A 17309-nucleotide genomic window follows, 5' to 3' on the forward strand; every position below is an offset into this window, starting at 1 on the left:
AGCGAACTCCCCGTATGTTGTTAGCTTGCTGGGTTAGCTTTTAGCTCAGGGTTTTGCTCTTCGTCGATATCGACCACTTTCTTCGCATTCCAAACGGTCAATGCTAAGAGTAGTGACACAACACCTGCCGCTAGCCAGAAGTACTGAGCTTGAGAGAAGTCATAGTGCTTAACGCCATCAACCTCAGTGATTGTGATAAGCGATGCTGATACCACTTCTTGCGCAGAGGCTGCCATGTAAGAGAACAGACCAATGAAGCCTTTTACCGCACCTACTGCGTTCTTCGGCATTAGGTCACAAGCTGTTAGACCCGCTAGGAATACCACAAGACCACCGATCGCGAAGCCAATCAATCCAAGTGCGACGGCATCAATAATGCGGTTGTCTGGACCAAAGAACATCAAACACATACCTGCAATGTTTGCCAATCCGTAAAGTAGGGTTGGGATATGACGGTTTGCATTGAATAGTTTGTCAGACACGATACCGGACAAAATAGCACCTGCAAGGCCAGCAATAGGGTACGTTGACATCGCAAAACCAGCATCAATCAGCGAGTAGCCTTTTGACTCTTGAAGGTAAAGCACTGCCCAAGAAGACATAGCATAGCGAGAGACATACATAGCCGCACACGCTGCTGCAATAAGCCATACCGCAGGCTGTTTTAGAACAAACATCTGAGCACGACGTGTCTCTTTAGGATCGTTTGCTTTCTTGATTTCTGGCTCTTCATCGAATGCTGTTGCAGCATCTGGTAGACCGTACGTTTGAGGGCGGTCTTTAAGTGCAAAGAACATACAAAGTGCTGCTGCAATGGCCGCGATACCTGCGCCAATGAAGCCTGCACGCCAGCCTAGGTAGCTCACTAGCGTTGCGGTTAGGATCCAAGTGATACCTTCACCAATGTTACGTGAACCGCCCCATACAGAGTAGCGAGAGCCGCGCTGTTTTGGCGAGAACCATTGGAACAAGGAAACACATGATGGTGCTGAACCAACCGACTGGAACCAACCGTTCAAGCCCCAAAGCAGAACAAAGAAGAAACCTGCGGTGTTCAAGCCCATTACCACGGCCGTTGCACCTGATAAGAGCAGTGAAAACGACATAAAGCGGCCAATGTTGGCGTAGTCAGAAAGGAAGCCGTTTGAAAACTTACCTATCGCATAGGTAAAGAAGAACGCCGAGCCCATAATACCCAGCTCTTCAATGGTTACGATGCCTGCATCAAGCATCGGTTTCTTAACGACACCTAAGCTCATACGAACAACGTAGAAAACGGCATAACCAAAGACTAAGCCTAGAAATACTTGCCATTGGTAACGCTTAAAGCGAGATTGCATGGCTTCTTTCGAACCATCGGACAAAGGTAAGTCCGGACGTGTTTTAAAGAAATTAAACATAAATGTTTCACTCCGTGAATGTGTGACGGTAAATGAGTTGTCGGGAGCATCATGCAGAAGGTAACGGAAACGCTCAAAAGTGACTTTTTGAGACAAAAGTGACTCAAATGAACGATTGGGCTGGGTTAAAAATGGCACTTTTAACCGATCTATCAGTGGCGAAATTGATAGAATTACAGTTAGTGAAATAACAAGATGCGTCAGCAGTGACCCAATTGCTCAAAAAAGAAATTAATGGTGTTTTCACCAGTTTTTGAATTGACGCACATTTCGAAGGGATTTTGTGAAGTGAGATTGATTAGAAAGTTAACCGCGTGGCGCCATTCTATCCTTGCCGCATGGCTGACATTGAGCTCATCGGCTGCGATCAGTCAGGAGCAATTGGTGATATTGACCACCTTCTCTAGCGAGCCGATTGCCGAGCTGATGTTCGAGTACAAACAGCAAAACCCTAAGGTGGACATCAAATTGATCCACCGTCGGACTCAATCTGCAATTCAACTGTTGAACAAAAGCTATATTCAAGATGTCGATGTGGTACTCAGCTCATCGCCGTTTTTGATGGAAGAGCTCTACAAGCGCAACCAACTGGCCAAGGTTGCCTACGGGAATGAAATGCCCCGGTGGTTAGTGCCGTTTGTGTTACCCAAGCGCAATAAAGTGGTGAGCGTTGGCTACTCCGGTGCTGGATTGGTTTGGAACAAAGATTACTTAATGGCGAACAACCTCAAAGTACCCACACGGTTTCAAGATCTTGCTCGGTTTGATTATTTTGGCCACATCACCATGAGTACACCAAGCCGCTCGGGCACGACACAAATGATGATCGAGAGCATTCTTGCCAAGCATGGTTGGGACAAAGGCTGGGCGATCATTTTGAACGTAGGGGCAAATTTAGGCACGATTTCTTCGCGCAGTTTTGGTGTTGCGGATTATGTGGCGAAAGGGCAGTTTGGTATTGGCCCAACGATTGACAGTTACGCGCTGGTGCTCCCCAAACAGTTCCAGTATGTGGAATTTGCCTATGACTCTGACTTTACCCTGATGCCGACTTACATCGGTATCTTGAAAAAATCGGGCGATAATGCCGCGACCGATCGTTTTATTCGCCTGCTGCTCTCGCAAGATGTCCAAAAAAGTATGGTGGACACCAATTTTGCCAAGCACTCGATCAATGATGATTCGCTGTTCAGTAATAAGAACCCCGCACTCAACTTGGCTAAGCTGATGCAGCGTGAGAAGTTGGTCAACATCATCTTTGATGAAGCGATCACTAAGCGTCTCCCTGAGCTTCAAGATATTTGGCACAGTCTGGCGCAGTTAGAACAAGACCAAGGAGCTGATGTCAAAAAACTCACACAGTTGAGAGAGTTAAAACAGCAGTTGTTTACTATCCCTGTCAGCGAACAAGAAATTGAACAGCTTGGTGACTCAATCGTTTCTAGAGTAGAGTTTGACGGCCAATCCAATGGGTTAGAACAAGCGATCCTTGCCGAGTTTAGCTACCGTTTTGGACTAAAGTTCGAAGCCAACCTCAACCAAGTCGCTCGCGAGCTGCGCACATTTCAAGTTGAGTCTCCATTATGAATAAGTGGAGTACCATTGGCGCAAAACTGATCATCGCTTTTACGGGATCAACCATTCTGTTAACGGTGGTCAGCGCGGTCGCGTGGCTTACTTGGAACCGTCTAGACGATCAAGTGAGTGAACTGCTTGAAAACAGTGTGCCCAAATACAACACCAGTTACTTACTAGAAAGCCGAAGCAGTGAGATTCGTCATCGCGTTCAGTTGCTCTCTAGACTCACTAATAAGGTTGAGCTCAACCGCCAAATTGAAGAGCTTTCGGAGCAGTTAGAGGGCATCAATCTGGCGCTGCATCACCAAGAAACAGGGGCTTTGACAGACAAAGAAACGACCACCTTGGCTGAGCGCTATCTTGTACTGGGCGAAACACTCAGCCAATACAGCGCGCTTGTCTTGCAACGCGTTGAGCAAAGCCGCCGGGTCAACAAACTGGAAGAGCAGATTCATTGGCTCCACCAAGATGTGCGATCTGAGTTAACTCCGATTCGACAAGAGTTGCATTGGCTTATCAAGCGAGATGAGAGTGATACCGAGCGAACAACCGCACTGGAGCAATTGCGCACCATTCAGCATCTACTAGATGTAGAGTCGAATGTGTTTGCGATGACCAGCGAAGTGATTCAAGCGCAGCAACTTGGGCAAGTGCATAATGCAGCGAAAGTGATTCAGTACAAAATGGACGAGCTTCTGAGCAGCAGTGAGCCGATCTTTGAGTTGCCTTCGTCCATCGCCTACCAGCAATTGATCCAAGAGTTGTCCACCTTGTTGGCGCCTGAAGGGGTGTTTTACCATCAATTGCTCGACAACGTGGCGCTGAACCAGCGGATTGATGTGCTCAAAGCAAACATCGATCAGCAACTTGACGATATCCACCAACAAATCGGTGGCGTAGTTCGCTTGGCAGACGACAGTTTCCTCAATGTGAAAGCACAAACCGCGAGTTTAGTCTCGTACGGTAACCATATATTGATCGTCTGTTTTAGTGTTTCAATCTTGATGTCACTGTTTTTGACCTATTACTTTATCAATCGTCGCATTGTGGCTCGCTTAACGGCACTGAGTTCGAGCATTGATGCGATCACCAAGGGCGATCTCAGCCATCCTATTCAAGTGGATGGAGCGGATGAGATTGGTCGTTTGAGTGAAAAACTGATTGAGTACGGCGAGAGCGTCAAAGAGATACAGCGAACCAATGCGATCAGTTTGATCAACAATACTTCGGCAAGCCTACTGACATGTGACTTAGCAGGCTACGTGGAATCTGCGAACTTAAGTGCGCGTCGCTTGTTAGCCGTGCAAGGGGACGTAGAGAAAAAACTGATCTGGGATTCATTTGAAAACAGCAGCCAAAGGGCGTTGGCAAAAGTGTTTCGACGTGGTGGCGCTCTGTTTAATCAAGGGCACGATGAGATTGTACTGTCGGTGTCTGATCAAAAAGCCTGCTATCTCCATTTTGATTTCCATCTTTTCTCTCATGGACAGCTCAACAAAGTGATTGTCACTATTACAGACATCACCGAGCAAGAGCTCAATACGCGTGAGTTAGAAAAACGCGTGGCAGAAAAAACCTCGGACTTAATTGAAAAAAACCAGCGTCTGTCCGAAGAAATTGTCGAGCGTGAACGCACTGAGCAGAACTTAAAACAGACTCAAGGTGAGCTGATTCAAGCGGCGAAAATGGCGGTGGTTGGGCAAACCATGACCAGTATGGCACATGAGTTGAATCAACCCTTGAATGCCATGTCGACCTACCTCTACAGCGCCAAGCTTTCAGCGCAATCGGGTGACGAGAAGGCACTGAATCAAACGCTTGAACACATTGAAGGTTTGGCTATGCGAATGGGCAAAATCATTTCCAGTTTGCGCAACTTTGCCAAGAAATCTGATGGTGAACAGCAGGCCAAAGAACAAAATCTAAAAGAGATTGCGGAACAAGCGATCACCATAGTCAACCCCAAAGCCAAACGTCAGATGGTTGAGATAGACAATAAACTGGATGACGACCTGCGCGTCCATGGCAATGCGTTGGCGATTGAGCAAGTGTTGATCAATTTGCTGGTCAACAGTTGTGATGCGATTGCAGAGCACAATGGCCCGCTACGTCAGATTCGAGTAGAGAGTCTCTACAGCACCCGCTCACATCATGCGATTGGTGTGTTCGATAGCGGTCAAGGGTTTGATAGTCATATCGTTGATAAACTGTTTACACCGTTTACCACAACAAAAGAAGTTGGCCTTGGTTTAGGTCTGAACATCAGCCAATCTTTAATGGAAAAGTACGCTGGCAATATAGTTTTAGCCTCTGGTTTGGACAAAGGCGCTCTTGTGATATTGGAATTACCTCATGCAAACTCTTAATTACTCTGTTCTTCTTGTGGATGACGATCAGGATGTTTTAGATTCCTATAAACATTTGATGGATATTGCAGGTTTAACGGCAAAAGCACTCCTTGACCCGACTGAGGCAACAGGGTATCTCAAACGAGACTGGCCCGGTGTGGTATTGCTGGATATGTATATGCCGCAAATGCACGGCATGGAGTTACTGGAAAAAATCAAACAGATTGATGATCGCATTCCGGTGATCGTGATTACAGGGCACGGTGACATTCCGATGGCTGTGGATGCTGTCAGAAAAGGGGCGTGCGAGTTTATAGAGAAACCGATTAACCCAGCGGAACTACTCGAGATGCTAAAATCTCACCTTGACCTGCGCCGCGCTTTTGTTGAGCAGAAGAAACAAATGGTGGCAACGATTGACAAGTCGCTGGTGGGTAAATCCGCCCAACTGGAGCAAATTCGTCATCTCCTTTCTCAGTACTTGTTGCTTGAAAACCATGTTGTCATCTGGGGAGAGTCAGGAAGCGGGCGACACTTAGCGGCGAATTTATTGCATACCATGTCTTCACAACCAAACAGATGCGAGGCGATACACGCTGACCCTAATTTATCGGAGTCGCAATTGAGCGAGATGCTCGCAAGAGTGACCGCAGGCACCTTGCTGCTTGATGGCGCAGAGCAACTCTCTGAGCCCTGCCAACGAATGCTGGCGCAGCATTTGATCGCCAATGAGAGGGAAGGGAAGGCGTTTAGAGCGATTGCGATATTTGGCAAAGATCCAGAACAGCTCATTGCTGAGCAAAGCCTAATCCCCGAGCTCTATTACGTTTTGAATCAGGGAGTCATAGAGATGCCACCGCTTCGCCAAAGACCCGATGATGTCGTGGTGTTGTTCCACCACTTTTTGAAACAGAGCTGTCTCAAGCTCGGTAAAGTCATCCCAAAAGTCGAACCTAACTACCTTTCTGTGTTACGCGGTCACTTATGGCCGGGCAACGTTCGAGAGCTAAGAAATGTGGCTGAGTTGTTTGCAGTAGGTATCGTTAAGTTGACGGGAAAAGACAAAATTTACACCCAAGCTGAAACCATGTTGCCACTGGACGAACTGGTCGATGATTTTGAAAAGGGCGTGATAGAAGATGCGTTATTTCTTCACTCAGGGCGAGTTAGCGACGCTGCTGACTATTTGAAAGTGCCGCGTAAAAAACTCTATTTACGCATGAAAAAGCACGATATTGATAAAGAATCGTTTAAAAGTGCAAAGTAGTGAGAATAGAAAACAACGTCAGTAACCGATTAAGAGTGGTGAACATCCGCGGAGGACAGCATCACTCTATCGCGTGATTTGACGCTAAGGCTAAAAAGGAATCACCGATCAACTGATTGCTTATCTTACTTAAGATACTGTACGATATGCCAAAATTAATAATAAATAGAAAAATAAGTGAAGTCGGGAATACACCTTTTATTGCTCAGCCTCTGTGTGTTTTGCATAGATGCAGTGGCTGCTTCTGCTCGGGAGCGGCAAAACTATGACGTTGCTATTACCGCCGATGATTTTGTCGCCAAGCAGCTTTTTGGCGCATTAAGTGAAGAGTTTGGTCTCCAGTTTACCTATCGTCACTTTGATACCTTCGGCGAAGTGCTCGATTCGGTCAGATCGGGAGAGAGTGATTTTGCACCGAACACAACTTACACCAAAGAGCGGGCGGCATACCTGCATTTGCCCGCTCCAACCAACATTGAATACACCTACCTGTTTTACAAAGACAACATCGATTTTAAGCACGTCAAACGTGTCGCCGTACCGATACGAACCATATTTGTAGACCTTGTGAAGCGTCATTACCCCAGCATCGCAATCTATGAATACTCAACAATAGAAGAGGCGAAAAAGCTACTCAACGCTGGCCAAGTTGATGCCATTGTTGCCGGTATCAACTATCTGAAAGCGTTTAACAGTGCCGGTTTTCAAGCGGAAGTTATCAACAACAAAATTGGTGCACCTCCTGTCACCATTGCAGTGGCAAAAGATAGCGACGTAACATTGGTTGAGCAGTTCGTTCGTTATGCACAGACAGAGCCTGTCCAACGGTTGCTCCATGACTCCATGATGCACTATCAAAAACAAATCCGCTTGACTGCGATTAAGAAAAACCTAGTTCGCCATGGCTTAGACCAAGCAAAACCACTCTCAATCAAGTTGGAGCCTGTGTATCCCTACGTGATTTATCAAACCAGCGGGGCAATCAAAGGGGTGACTTACACGATTTTGCAGCAAACGTGTCAAATGCTCGAGCTCAATTGTAAGGTGACGAGCCGGGCTGATGAGTCTTGGCAAAGCATGTACACTGATTTCAAAGCGCAGAACATTGATGTGATTGCGCCGATACATGTTTCTCCGTCACGTGAATCGTATACCTACTTTGCGAAGCCACACTACCGGGCAATGACCATTTTGGTGAAACGTTCCGGCTACAAAGATGGCATCTATCGCTATGTATCGGAACTTATTACAGAGCGGATCGGGGTAGTGAAAGAGGATTATGCGGTCAAAAAACTGCAAGCCGCTTTGCCTCAAAAGCAATTTTACTTTGTCGACAATCAGCAAGCTCTGATTGATGCTTTGGTTGCCGGTGAAGTGGATTACATTGTGGTTGATCGCGCTGCTTTGAATCGAATGCTACGAAAAGATAAGTTGTTGAACATTGAGGAGGACGACAGCTTAGGTGTGTTCTTTGAGTCCAACATTGCATTTGGTTTTAATCGAACTGAGGAAGGGAGACTTTTGGCAGAAGCCTTCTCGCAAGTGCAGGACATCATTGATATTCAATCTATTGCCAACATGTACAACATTCAGCCCGCTTGGCGTAATTTGTACAGCGCCGAGCAAAAATTCAATATCCAAGTTAGGGTGTTGTTCGTGATGTTTGTCTTGTTTGCCACTTGCGCTTTGCTCTATTTGAATCACCAGTCCACCACCGATCAGCTTACTGGACTGAAAAACCGAAGAGCGTTAGATCGATACCTTGCTAAATCAACGGTGGAAAATGGGACGGTTCTCTATCTCGATATCAATCGTTTCAAACAGTTTAATGATACGTACGGGCACCATTTCGGTGATGAAGTATTGCGAGCGGTTGCCAAGCAGATTAAACGCCTGACGAAGGAAAATGCCTATCGTGTCGGTGGTGACGAGTTTATTGTCATCAGCCGGCTCGGTTCGAGTGGAGTAGAGAGGCTTAAATCTCAATTGTCGACTGTCTGTGTAAAGAGATCCAACGGCGAGGAGGTTGAGGTCACCGTCGCTATTGGTATTGCTCGAGACATTAAATCCCATTCAGGTTTACGTCAGCTACTCAAAAAAGCCGACACTGCCATGTACAGCGACAAATCATCCTACTATCAAACGGACTGATGCTCACTGACGCAAAAACAAAACACCCCACATGATTGTGGGGTGTTGGTATTAGTACCAGTCATCCTCCGGGAAGAACTTTCCCTCTGGAGCATACGGGTCTTCATCAAATGGGTGCTCCGCTTTGGTGCGTAAGTTATCCAATTGATGTTCTAGCATTTTGACTGTGTCGTAGTCTCCTTCCGAGCACGCCACATAGATCTGCTGTTCCAAAATCTTAATGCTATCTTGAATTCCCATAATACCTCCCATGAGCAGCGGCACTGCTTGTTAGTTGGTTTTACCTATTTTCAAAACGATTATAGTCTAGCAATCCAAATTCGATCGGTTGATTTTGCTGATACCAGCGATGAACGCGGTCGCTAAAGGGCCAGAATTCATCAGAGCTGCGTCTAACAGCGAATCTATCCAATAACTTAACGTAGTCTTCTTCACTCTCAATGTTACTAAGCAAAGTTACAAATTGTGGAATGTCGGACTCCTCGAGAGATAGATACGCGGCTGGGTAACTGCCGATCACTCCTCTCACTAGAGTAAGGCTATCGTTTTTCGGGTCGCGATTGCTCTCTTCATCAAACAGGCTGGATATATTGGTATGCGCGTTGTCATGAAGTAGGGTGAAGAGCTGGTCGTCTCCCTGCTTAGAGCGGATCATCACCATACTAATTTGCGGCACATAGAGTAGACCTTCGCCCTTAATGTGATTGATGCTTCTTAATCGCTGTTCATTGGCGGTAGAGAAGCCAGTTTGCTCTATGTCATAGCGATTGCTGAGGACAGGCCCAAGCTGGGTGCGGAGGATATCGTAGAGTTCTGCTTTCGGGTTATCGGTTTGGTAAGCGACTTGGGTCGGTTGATCAAATGGCGCAACATTTCGCTGTAAGAAGTCGCTCAGTTGCGGGTTTTGATCTTGGTACCAACTTGACTGCTCTTGATGGCGTACATCTCTTGGCAGCAACGCCACGAAATTACTTTCACCCTCTAGGCGCAAAAAGTCCATGAACATGCGTGTCATAAGTTGATGACCAAAGTTGCCATAAACGTCGAAACCGGCAACCAATAAGTAGTGGATACGTTCAATTAACGCATAATCGAGCACCCATGCTGTTTTAGGCGGCGTGCCAACCAAACCTTGCACCACTGAGGCACTGTCAAAGTGTCGGAATACCGTTAATGCGGCGTTCGGGTTGGTGCCATTTCCGGTCCAAATGACATCAGTGGTCAGGTGCTTACCATCTTTAAACCACTCATTAACAAACTCCGATTTTGCCTTTAAATAACGGGCTTGTTGGCGTGAATAGGAGACCCAACTGGTGATCGGTAGGGTATTACTCTCTAGCTCTGCCGGTAGCTTGAGGTTGTCAGCCTGAGAGCGATAGAACTCGTTGACTTCCGGTATGTCGGACTTGTCTGGGTCGAGGAAAAACACCCAAAAACGGTCATTGATAACGTTAAGCGCCAGTTGTCCACGACAAACCGGACCTTTAATAAAGGCGTTGATGGTGTTCTGCGCATTATCAAGCATGAACTTAAATCGCGCTTTAACTGGCAAGTCAATAAACGCTGTCATTGGGTTAGCGGCAACCTCTGGCTCGTAGCCTGGTAGTTGAGCAACTGTGTAGTCAGCGTCGATAAACCATGTTTTCCAGTTGAGCATCCGCTCTTTGTTAAGCGCAAACGGCATATGCGTTTTGTCAACAATTGTGCCTTGTTCTGGTATTAGGCGGTAGTAGACGCGCTCTACGTTAGGATCGTCATACGGTCGGCGGGTCGCAATGCGCTCTACAGGTTCACCAGGTGGTGTTTTAGAGCGCACCAGCGTAAAGAATCTTGGCTCTGGCTCATTTAAGTCAGAGAAGTAAAGGTGCGACAGAAACAGATGTTCATAAATGTAACGAGCGGCAAGTTGAACTTTGCGTGAGCTCTTATTCAGTAACACTTCGTATTCGCCGACAAGGCGTTGCTGCGCTTGCGTCAGGGGCAGTGGCGTGTTCATGATGGCGCCGTCTTGAAGCCAATTGATCAGTGTTGAGTATTCGTGTTTGGTCAGGTTTGGCATTCCGTAGGGCATCCCCCACGTCGGGTAGTCATTTTGATACTGCTGATATTCTTCAATGGTTGGGCACACTTGGTCGCGATCGACGGAAAAATCAAAACCAGTCAGTTGAGTCTCGTTTGGTAGTGGGTGGGCTTCTTTTTGCATCAACATCTTTGCAACCAAGCCCGCTTCTAGATTGGCGGTTGGCGTTTGCATACGTTCATTGAGCACTGGGTGGAACCCCATGGTTCGCCACTCTTGTGTTGATTGCGCATCCTCAAACAGTCGACTCGGTTTTGCCGCTGTTAAGCGCGTACCTTGATAGACTAATTCTTTGCTCGCGCCGCGGTCGATGCCTTCGACAGAAGACATTTTGAGTTGGCAGGGGGCATCATAGCAGGCGTGGCAAACGACGCAGCGTTTATCAATAATCGGTTTAACTTCGTCAAGAAAGAACACGCCTTCATGAGTTTGTGCGTCGACGCGGCGTTCAACCACTTCGGCTTCGCCAAACAGTTGGTCGAAATTTAGTCCTGCATAGGTCGCGCACCCTGCGAACAGAGTGACCGCAGCCATTACAAAAAATGTCCGTAAATTCATGCTTATAAGTGCTCAAGTCTTATGGAGGCTAAATTGCAGCAGAAAGTCGACATAGAATCAAATAAAACTCCGAGTTTGATGGGATGAGGCATTAATAAGTATGCTGTATGATTAATGTTAGATTAACTTTTCACCTTATGAGATTGCGCCTGTTGCTTGCCAACTTGGGTTAGTTATGCTGTGACAAAACAACCCGTTGGCGAAAATAAATGATTAAACGCGGAAAATGGCTTCCTTATCTCTTTGTTCTACTGCTCATGCTGACTTTTTGGCTAGCAAAGCTGATAAGCGACAAAAAAGAGCAAGCGGTAGAGCGCCAAGAGCAAAAAGTTGCCCCGATTTTGGAGAATATCATTGCGACCTCTAATGGGCCTTATCAATGGCCACTTAAGGAAACTGGCGTGCTCCAAGATTTCGCGGAATTTGGTCAGGCGTCGTTGTTTCCCAATCTCTATCACTCAGCGGTGGACTACTTTGCCGCTCCCGGTACGAAAGTGTATGCAATATCTGATGGAACGGTCTATTTCTCGGACCATGAGGCGGCGTATGGCGGCGTGATTATCATCGAACATACTCCCAAAGGAGCTTACTCTTTGTATGGTCACGTGTCGGCGAGACGATGGTTGATTGAAAAGGGAGCCTCTGTGACCAAAGGGCAGCTTATTGGATATATTGCCGAAACGGATGAAGGTTATGGTATTGGTATCGTGCCACACTTGCACTTCTCGATACGGCTCGGATCACCGTCTGACTACCCAACAAGTGGGCGTAGCAATTGGATGACAGGTTACACAACCGAACACCCGATTTTTCACCAGTTTGTTGACCCGAACAAGTTTATCGCCCAATCGAGGTTGTTTTTCAGAAATCAGCGTCAAGGCCAACATGCAACGAACTAACCTCATTTATTGATTGACGTAACAGACCGAAAATGGGACGTCGAGTCGTTCAAATTCTTTAAACCATCGCCACTGGTTGTCTTGCAGCTTGTCGCCTGGTCCTTTTACTTCAATCCACTCAAAGGTCCCGTCTTTAAAGGCGATAAGGTCTGGCATACCACTGCGGAAAAGTTTTAGATCGCTCAACATGACGTTGAACAACTCAGCGAGCATGTTAGTTGGAATGTGGGTCAATGCCATGGTTAACAACGCCTCATCGAACAGACCCCAATGGACAAATGGGTTGCTGATGCCAAATTTGGCTCGATAAGTGTCAAACAGCGATTTCGTATCCCCACATCGAATTTTCTCGAGTGCGTCATTGATTGCTTGCTGCCGCTTGCTAGCAAAATCCGAATGGTACAAGTCGAGTGGACGGTGCTGATAGGCGTTGATAAATGCCCCTTCAATTGGCGCGAAGATCGCCTCCCAAAACGTCAATCCAAACAGGCTGTTTAACAATATGTTCTCGCTGTAGAAAACCGTCCAACCTAGGTTCTCAAAATAGGCTTTGGACGCCAGTTCAACACGTTGTTGGGATAGATCCAGTTCAACTCGATACTCACTGCACGTTGGCTTGCTTGCGCGGGGGATTTTAAAACCTTGTTTGCGCATAACGCGTTGTTTTAACTTTTCTGCGATTTCAAGCTCAGAAATATCGATAGGGGAACTGATCATTTCTGTGACAATGTCACTAAATAGGTCGTTCTGTTCCAGCTTGTCGTAGATGCGTGCGCGGCGTTCTCTGCTCGGTGTCAGTTTAGTCTGCTCAAACAGGATAAGAGCCGTCTCAAATTCGTTTATCCGTTCGTAATCACGGGCGATATCGTTGATCATGTGCTCGCGTTTACGGTCGACGTATCGATGTTCAACAGGAGCGGGCATAGCTCCGATTAAGGTGTCGAGATTGGTTTTGTTTTTTCTGTCACACTGCCAATAGAGGTTCGACAGCTGGCTTAGTTCGATAAGGCGATCGATTTGCTCTCTGCTCTCGAAAAAACGTCGAGTTTTGCTTAGTTGATACTGTTCAAACTGATGCAAGCCCAAATCATCCAGCACAAACTGACTCAAGTCTTGATGGGTATTGGCAAAAAAGAGAGTGAGCAAGAGATCAATCATGTGGGCGGAGTTGAGCTTGATCACGGTAAACTCAAGCGCCTCAAATTGGTCAAAATTCTCTTCGCTTAGACATGCCACTAATGCTTCTTTCTTGAGGGATTTCGGATGCTGAGGATAAAGCGCTAGGATCTCTGGTTTGGTCAGTAGATTTGCGGCTAATTCTTGGTTTGTCAGCTCAGGGGAGAGTGAAACAAAATCATGAGCGGCCAATTCAGCCAAAGCCGACTGGATAGTGTCGATTTCTGGATAGTTGAGTTTGTCGCTGCGAAACCAATGCCCTTTGCGGCTATAAAGACGAACAAGCAGGCATTGAGCCCCTTTGCTGATCGCGTCGAACGTCGCAAGCCATTGATGTTCATCTTGGCTAAGTAAATCGCTGTACCACTGGGTGGCGTGATGAGTGAGTTTGAAAAAGTTATCCAGGTAGTAATCTGGGGCGAGCTCGACCGTGTTTTCCATAACCAATAGACAATAAAAAAGGCTTAACCCTTAGGTTAAGCCTTTCTCATCGTAATTCAATCGATTATGCGTTTTTCAGCTGCGCAACTTTCGCTTCAGTCAGCGGCTTGGTGATGAACGCTAGCACAATACATACCGCCATCATCGCTGCTGAGATAGTGTAAGCAAGACCGTAGCCGTCACCGTTAGTCATTGAGAAACCAACCACAGCAGCACCGATTGCACCACCGATACCCCATGCTGTGTATAGCACGCCGTAGTTAGTGCCGTAGTTCTTCAGACCGTAGAATTCAGCCGTTAGAGTAGGGAACACCGCTAGAAGCGTACCGTAACCAACCGCTGCGATTGCAGTACCGATGATCAGCGTAAATTCAGATTTGAACGTTGCAAACAGAACCATGTTGATGCCCTGTAGAACGAACGCTAGAAGAAGTGTACGAACGCCACCGATCTTGTCTGCAAGCATACCCGCTGCTACACGACCGCCTGAGTTAAATACCGCAAGGATAGACGCTAGGTAAACCGCGTTTGGCAGGTTCGCTTGAACGCTTGCAATCGTTGTGATGTTACCGATGATCATAAGACCAACAGAAGCGGCGAACGCGTACATGATCCACAAAGAGTAGAACTGTGGCGTTTTTAGCATTGCTTTCCAAGTTAGGTCGTCAGACTTCTTCACAACCTTAGGTGCTTGACCTTCTTTTACTTTAGGTTCAGCTGGCGTGTAATCCGCTGGTGGGTTGTTGATTGTCGCTGCTAGAGGAACCGCGATAGCAAGAATACCCACACCAAGCACTAAGAAGCTTGTTTGGATGCCCATGCTGTCGATCAGCGCAGAAGTCACAGGCGCTAGGTAGATAGCAGCAAGACCAAAACCTGCGGCGATGATGCCGTTAACCATACCTTTCTTAGATGCGTGGAACCACTTCATCGCAGAAGGAGAAAGACACGCGTAACCAAAGCCGATACCTGCACCCGTGATCACACCAAACGTGATGTTTAGCATCAGTGGCGAGCTAACAAAGCTCGATGCGATCATACCTAGACCTGTTAGAACAGTACCTAGGATAAGAATCAAACGTGGACCCATACGGTCTTGAAGAATACCTGCAACAAGAAGACAGATAGAGAAAGTGATAGTTGCAGTCGCGTAAGGCGCCGATGCTTCAGCAGCCGTCCAGCCTGATTCAGTCACTAGTGCTTTGTTGAATACACTCCAAGCATACAGGATGCCAAGACAAAGGTTGATACAGAAACCTGCTAGCAGGATGCGCATAGCTTTATCAATCTTGCTCATTTTTATTCTCGGTTGTCCTCTGGGGGGAGGAGGGGTTAACAGTCGATTAATTCAAATTAAGTTTGCGTTTATCAACATAAAGCGCAATGGGCGCGAATTATAACCAAATAAAATGTGATTGGAATCTCTTTTTCAACTTAATCGTATATTTTTCAAATATTGTTGATTTTTTGTAGCGAAAACGATTTCTATTGATAGATTTGATGAGTAGAAAGCGGTGAGAATAACCGATAATTGGATATTTCTTGTCCAATCAGAAGAAGCGCATGAAATAAAAAAGCGCAGACCAAATGGCCTGCGCTTTTGATGTAAATAGAATGATTTATGGCTTAGCCAATGAGTGCTGGAATTCCAGGCAATTGACCAACAATCGCCAGTGAGCCGACACAAATCACGAACGCCAATCCAGGGATCAGGTACTTATCTTTCGCTGACAGCTCTTTTGCACGTTCATGGTCGCCAATCAGACCCATGTTATCGAGCAGCATGGTGGTTGCCCAGCCAAATACAGGGTTAACGAAAGCACACGCAAAGATACAAATACCCGCGCTGAGTGAGTCTTTATGCTTATGAATCATCTGCATACCTGCTTCAAGAAGAGGTAAGAATACACCAACGATCAAGGCAACGCGCAGAACCGGTTCCCACATTGCTAGATCCATTGGGTAACCAATGACAGCTGCGGCGATACACATAATACCTGTGAGTAGCGCGCCACCCGGAATCGGACGTTTTGCGATAGCCGCTGGAATCATGTACGTACCCCAAGAAGAGGCTAGGTTACCACCACCAAGGAACGAACCAATACCTTGGCGAATCGAAGCCACCATCATAGTGTCATCAACGTCCATAAGAACGCCTTTCGCTTCTTTCGGGTAGTTTAGCTCTTGGAATACACGGTGACCAAGATAGTCTGGCGACCACATCGCGACAGCAAGCAACGCAAACGGAGTTACCGCGATAAAGTGTTCTAGATTTGGCCAGCCAAGTTGCCAACCTGTGTCTTCACCCCACCAGTAGAAAGGGCTGAAGTGCGGTAGACCCGGCTCTGTAGTAAAGGCGAACTCTGCCCCTAGAACATAAGCAACAATACCAGCAATCAATGAACATAAGGGAATCGCCAACCAACGCTTGTTGATTTTCGCAAGGTAGGCGTAAACGGCTAGGGTGACACCAATGACTGCAAACGAGATGTAGCCTTGATCGGTACTGGCTGCCCACGCTTCAGTTTTATTGATCTGGCCAATCAGGCCAACCGCCCCAAGGTAGATAAGCAAACCGCCCCGAACGCCAACACCTGTCAGCGTCATCAGCTTTGATCCCCCTTTGGTATAGGCGAGGATAAAACCGAACATACAGACCATGATACCTAAAGCGAGCGGGTGTCCACCGGCTGCGGCAATTAAGGGGATTAACGGAATCATCGGGCCATGAGTGCCCGCCAAGTTTGAGTTAGGGTTTAAAATTGCAGAGAAAAGGATAACGAACAGCGCACCTGCGATCAGCAGTTCATAGCGAACGTTTTCTGCGACAAACTCTGGAGATAAGCCAAATTGTGCAGCAAATACCGCAACCATGGCGGTCACCATCACCACCTTACCAATGGTTGCCGCCAGTGCTGGAACTAAGTCTTCAAGCTCGACACTGTAATCGCGTGACGGTAAATGAATACCCCAGCGGCGGAAGTTCATGATTTTTAGATCATGGTTGAGAAACTCTTCGCGGCTCTCAAACTCATGCGCTTTCTTGCGCATATCCCTATAAAAGGTTTTACTTTTGTTAGACATTTCGTCTTCCTTTGTAATGAGACGAAGTTGAACCATGTCAATGAGTGCTCCACTTGCACTTGGTATACTGACCTTCGATCAGTACGAGACGACATCCCAGACGCTACCAAGAGCCTTATCTTATTGAAAAGGCGGGACTAACATAGGTTCACTTCGTTGGTGAAGACAAGACAACTCTTGGGCATCTTGTCAAAAATCACTTCGAAACATTGGCCTCATACTAAGAAAGGGGTATGACGTGATTATTGATTTCGATTAAATAATGCTTCGGTGTCATTGGTACGATGATTACTTCGTAATAAAAATGCTACGCACCACACATTTTTG

The 17309-nt window shown here is 46.8% G+C and carries 11 protein-coding genes; 5 read left to right on the forward strand and 6 right to left on the reverse strand.

Features of this window, described 5'->3' with window-relative positions:
• Positions 1–20 precede the first annotated feature (20 nt).
• Complete coding sequence (locus U9J37_RS20225; protein WP_039480791.1) at positions 21–1400, reverse strand: MFS transporter; 1380 nt, start codon at positions 1398–1400, stop codon at positions 21–23.
• Between the two features lie 288 nt (positions 1401–1688).
• Between U9J37_RS20225 and U9J37_RS20230 the strand changes: the two genes are divergently transcribed.
• The 4 genes from U9J37_RS20230 (at position 1689) to U9J37_RS20245 (ending at position 8744) form a co-directional block, all read left to right on the forward strand.
• Positions 1689–2987, forward strand: a complete 1299-nt coding sequence (locus tag U9J37_RS20230) for an ABC transporter substrate-binding protein (protein ID WP_232280835.1) — start codon at positions 1689–1691, stop codon at positions 2985–2987.
• Positions 2984–5344 (forward strand): ATP-binding protein, encoded by a 2361-nt coding sequence (locus U9J37_RS20235; protein WP_005473645.1) that lies wholly within the window; start codon positions 2984–2986, stop codon positions 5342–5344. The genes U9J37_RS20230 and U9J37_RS20235 overlap by 4 nt, the downstream gene beginning before the upstream one ends.
• Positions 5331–6593 (forward strand): sigma-54-dependent transcriptional regulator, encoded by a 1263-nt coding sequence (locus tag U9J37_RS20240; RefSeq protein WP_005473651.1) that lies wholly within the window; start codon positions 5331–5333, stop codon positions 6591–6593. Before U9J37_RS20235 ends, U9J37_RS20240 begins: the two co-directional genes overlap by 14 nt.
• Positions 6594–6827: 234 nt before the next feature.
• Positions 6828–8744, forward strand: a complete 1917-nt coding sequence (locus U9J37_RS20245; RefSeq protein WP_005473605.1) for a GGDEF domain-containing protein — start codon at positions 6828–6830, stop codon at positions 8742–8744.
• A gap of 51 nt (positions 8745–8795) precedes the next feature.
• On the opposite strand, the gene U9J37_RS20250 is transcribed toward U9J37_RS20245, so the two are convergent.
• On the reverse strand, positions 8796–8984 hold the full coding sequence (locus U9J37_RS20250; protein ID WP_005473708.1) for a hypothetical protein: 189 nt from the start codon (positions 8982–8984) through the stop codon (positions 8796–8798).
• Between the two features lie 40 nt (positions 8985–9024).
• The gene (locus U9J37_RS20255) at positions 9025–11382 is read right to left on the reverse strand and encodes a fatty acid cis/trans isomerase (RefSeq protein WP_043887150.1); all 2358 of its coding nucleotides are present in this window, start codon (positions 11380–11382) and stop codon (positions 9025–9027) included.
• 209 nt (positions 11383–11591) lie between these two features.
• Here U9J37_RS20255 and U9J37_RS20260 point away from each other — a divergent pair, with 209 nt between their 5' ends.
• Complete coding sequence (locus U9J37_RS20260; protein WP_005473705.1) at positions 11592–12281, forward strand: M23 family metallopeptidase; 690 nt, start codon at positions 11592–11594, stop codon at positions 12279–12281.
• Positions 12282–12287: 6 nt separating this feature from the next.
• On the opposite strand, the gene U9J37_RS20265 is transcribed toward U9J37_RS20260, so the two are convergent.
• The 3 genes from U9J37_RS20265 to U9J37_RS20275 form a co-directional block, all read right to left on the reverse strand.
• On the reverse strand, positions 12288–13898 hold the full coding sequence (locus U9J37_RS20265) for a VRR-NUC domain-containing protein (RefSeq protein ID WP_005473643.1): 1611 nt from the start codon (positions 13896–13898) through the stop codon (positions 12288–12290).
• A gap of 64 nt (positions 13899–13962) precedes the next feature.
• Positions 13963–15195: an L-lactate MFS transporter gene (locus tag U9J37_RS20270; protein ID WP_005473679.1), complete on the reverse strand. Its 1233-nt coding sequence runs from the start codon at positions 15193–15195 to the stop codon at positions 13963–13965.
• Positions 15196–15524: 329 nt separating this feature from the next.
• Positions 15525–16982 (reverse strand): DUF3360 family protein, encoded by a 1458-nt coding sequence (locus U9J37_RS20275; protein WP_038136561.1) that lies wholly within the window; start codon positions 16980–16982, stop codon positions 15525–15527.
• Positions 16983–17309: the final 327 nt, after the last annotated feature.

Origin of the sequence: Vibrio sp. 16, assembly GCF_963681195.1 — a bacterium.
Lineage (GTDB): Bacteria > Pseudomonadota > Gammaproteobacteria > Enterobacterales > Vibrionaceae > Vibrio > Vibrio sinaloensis_D.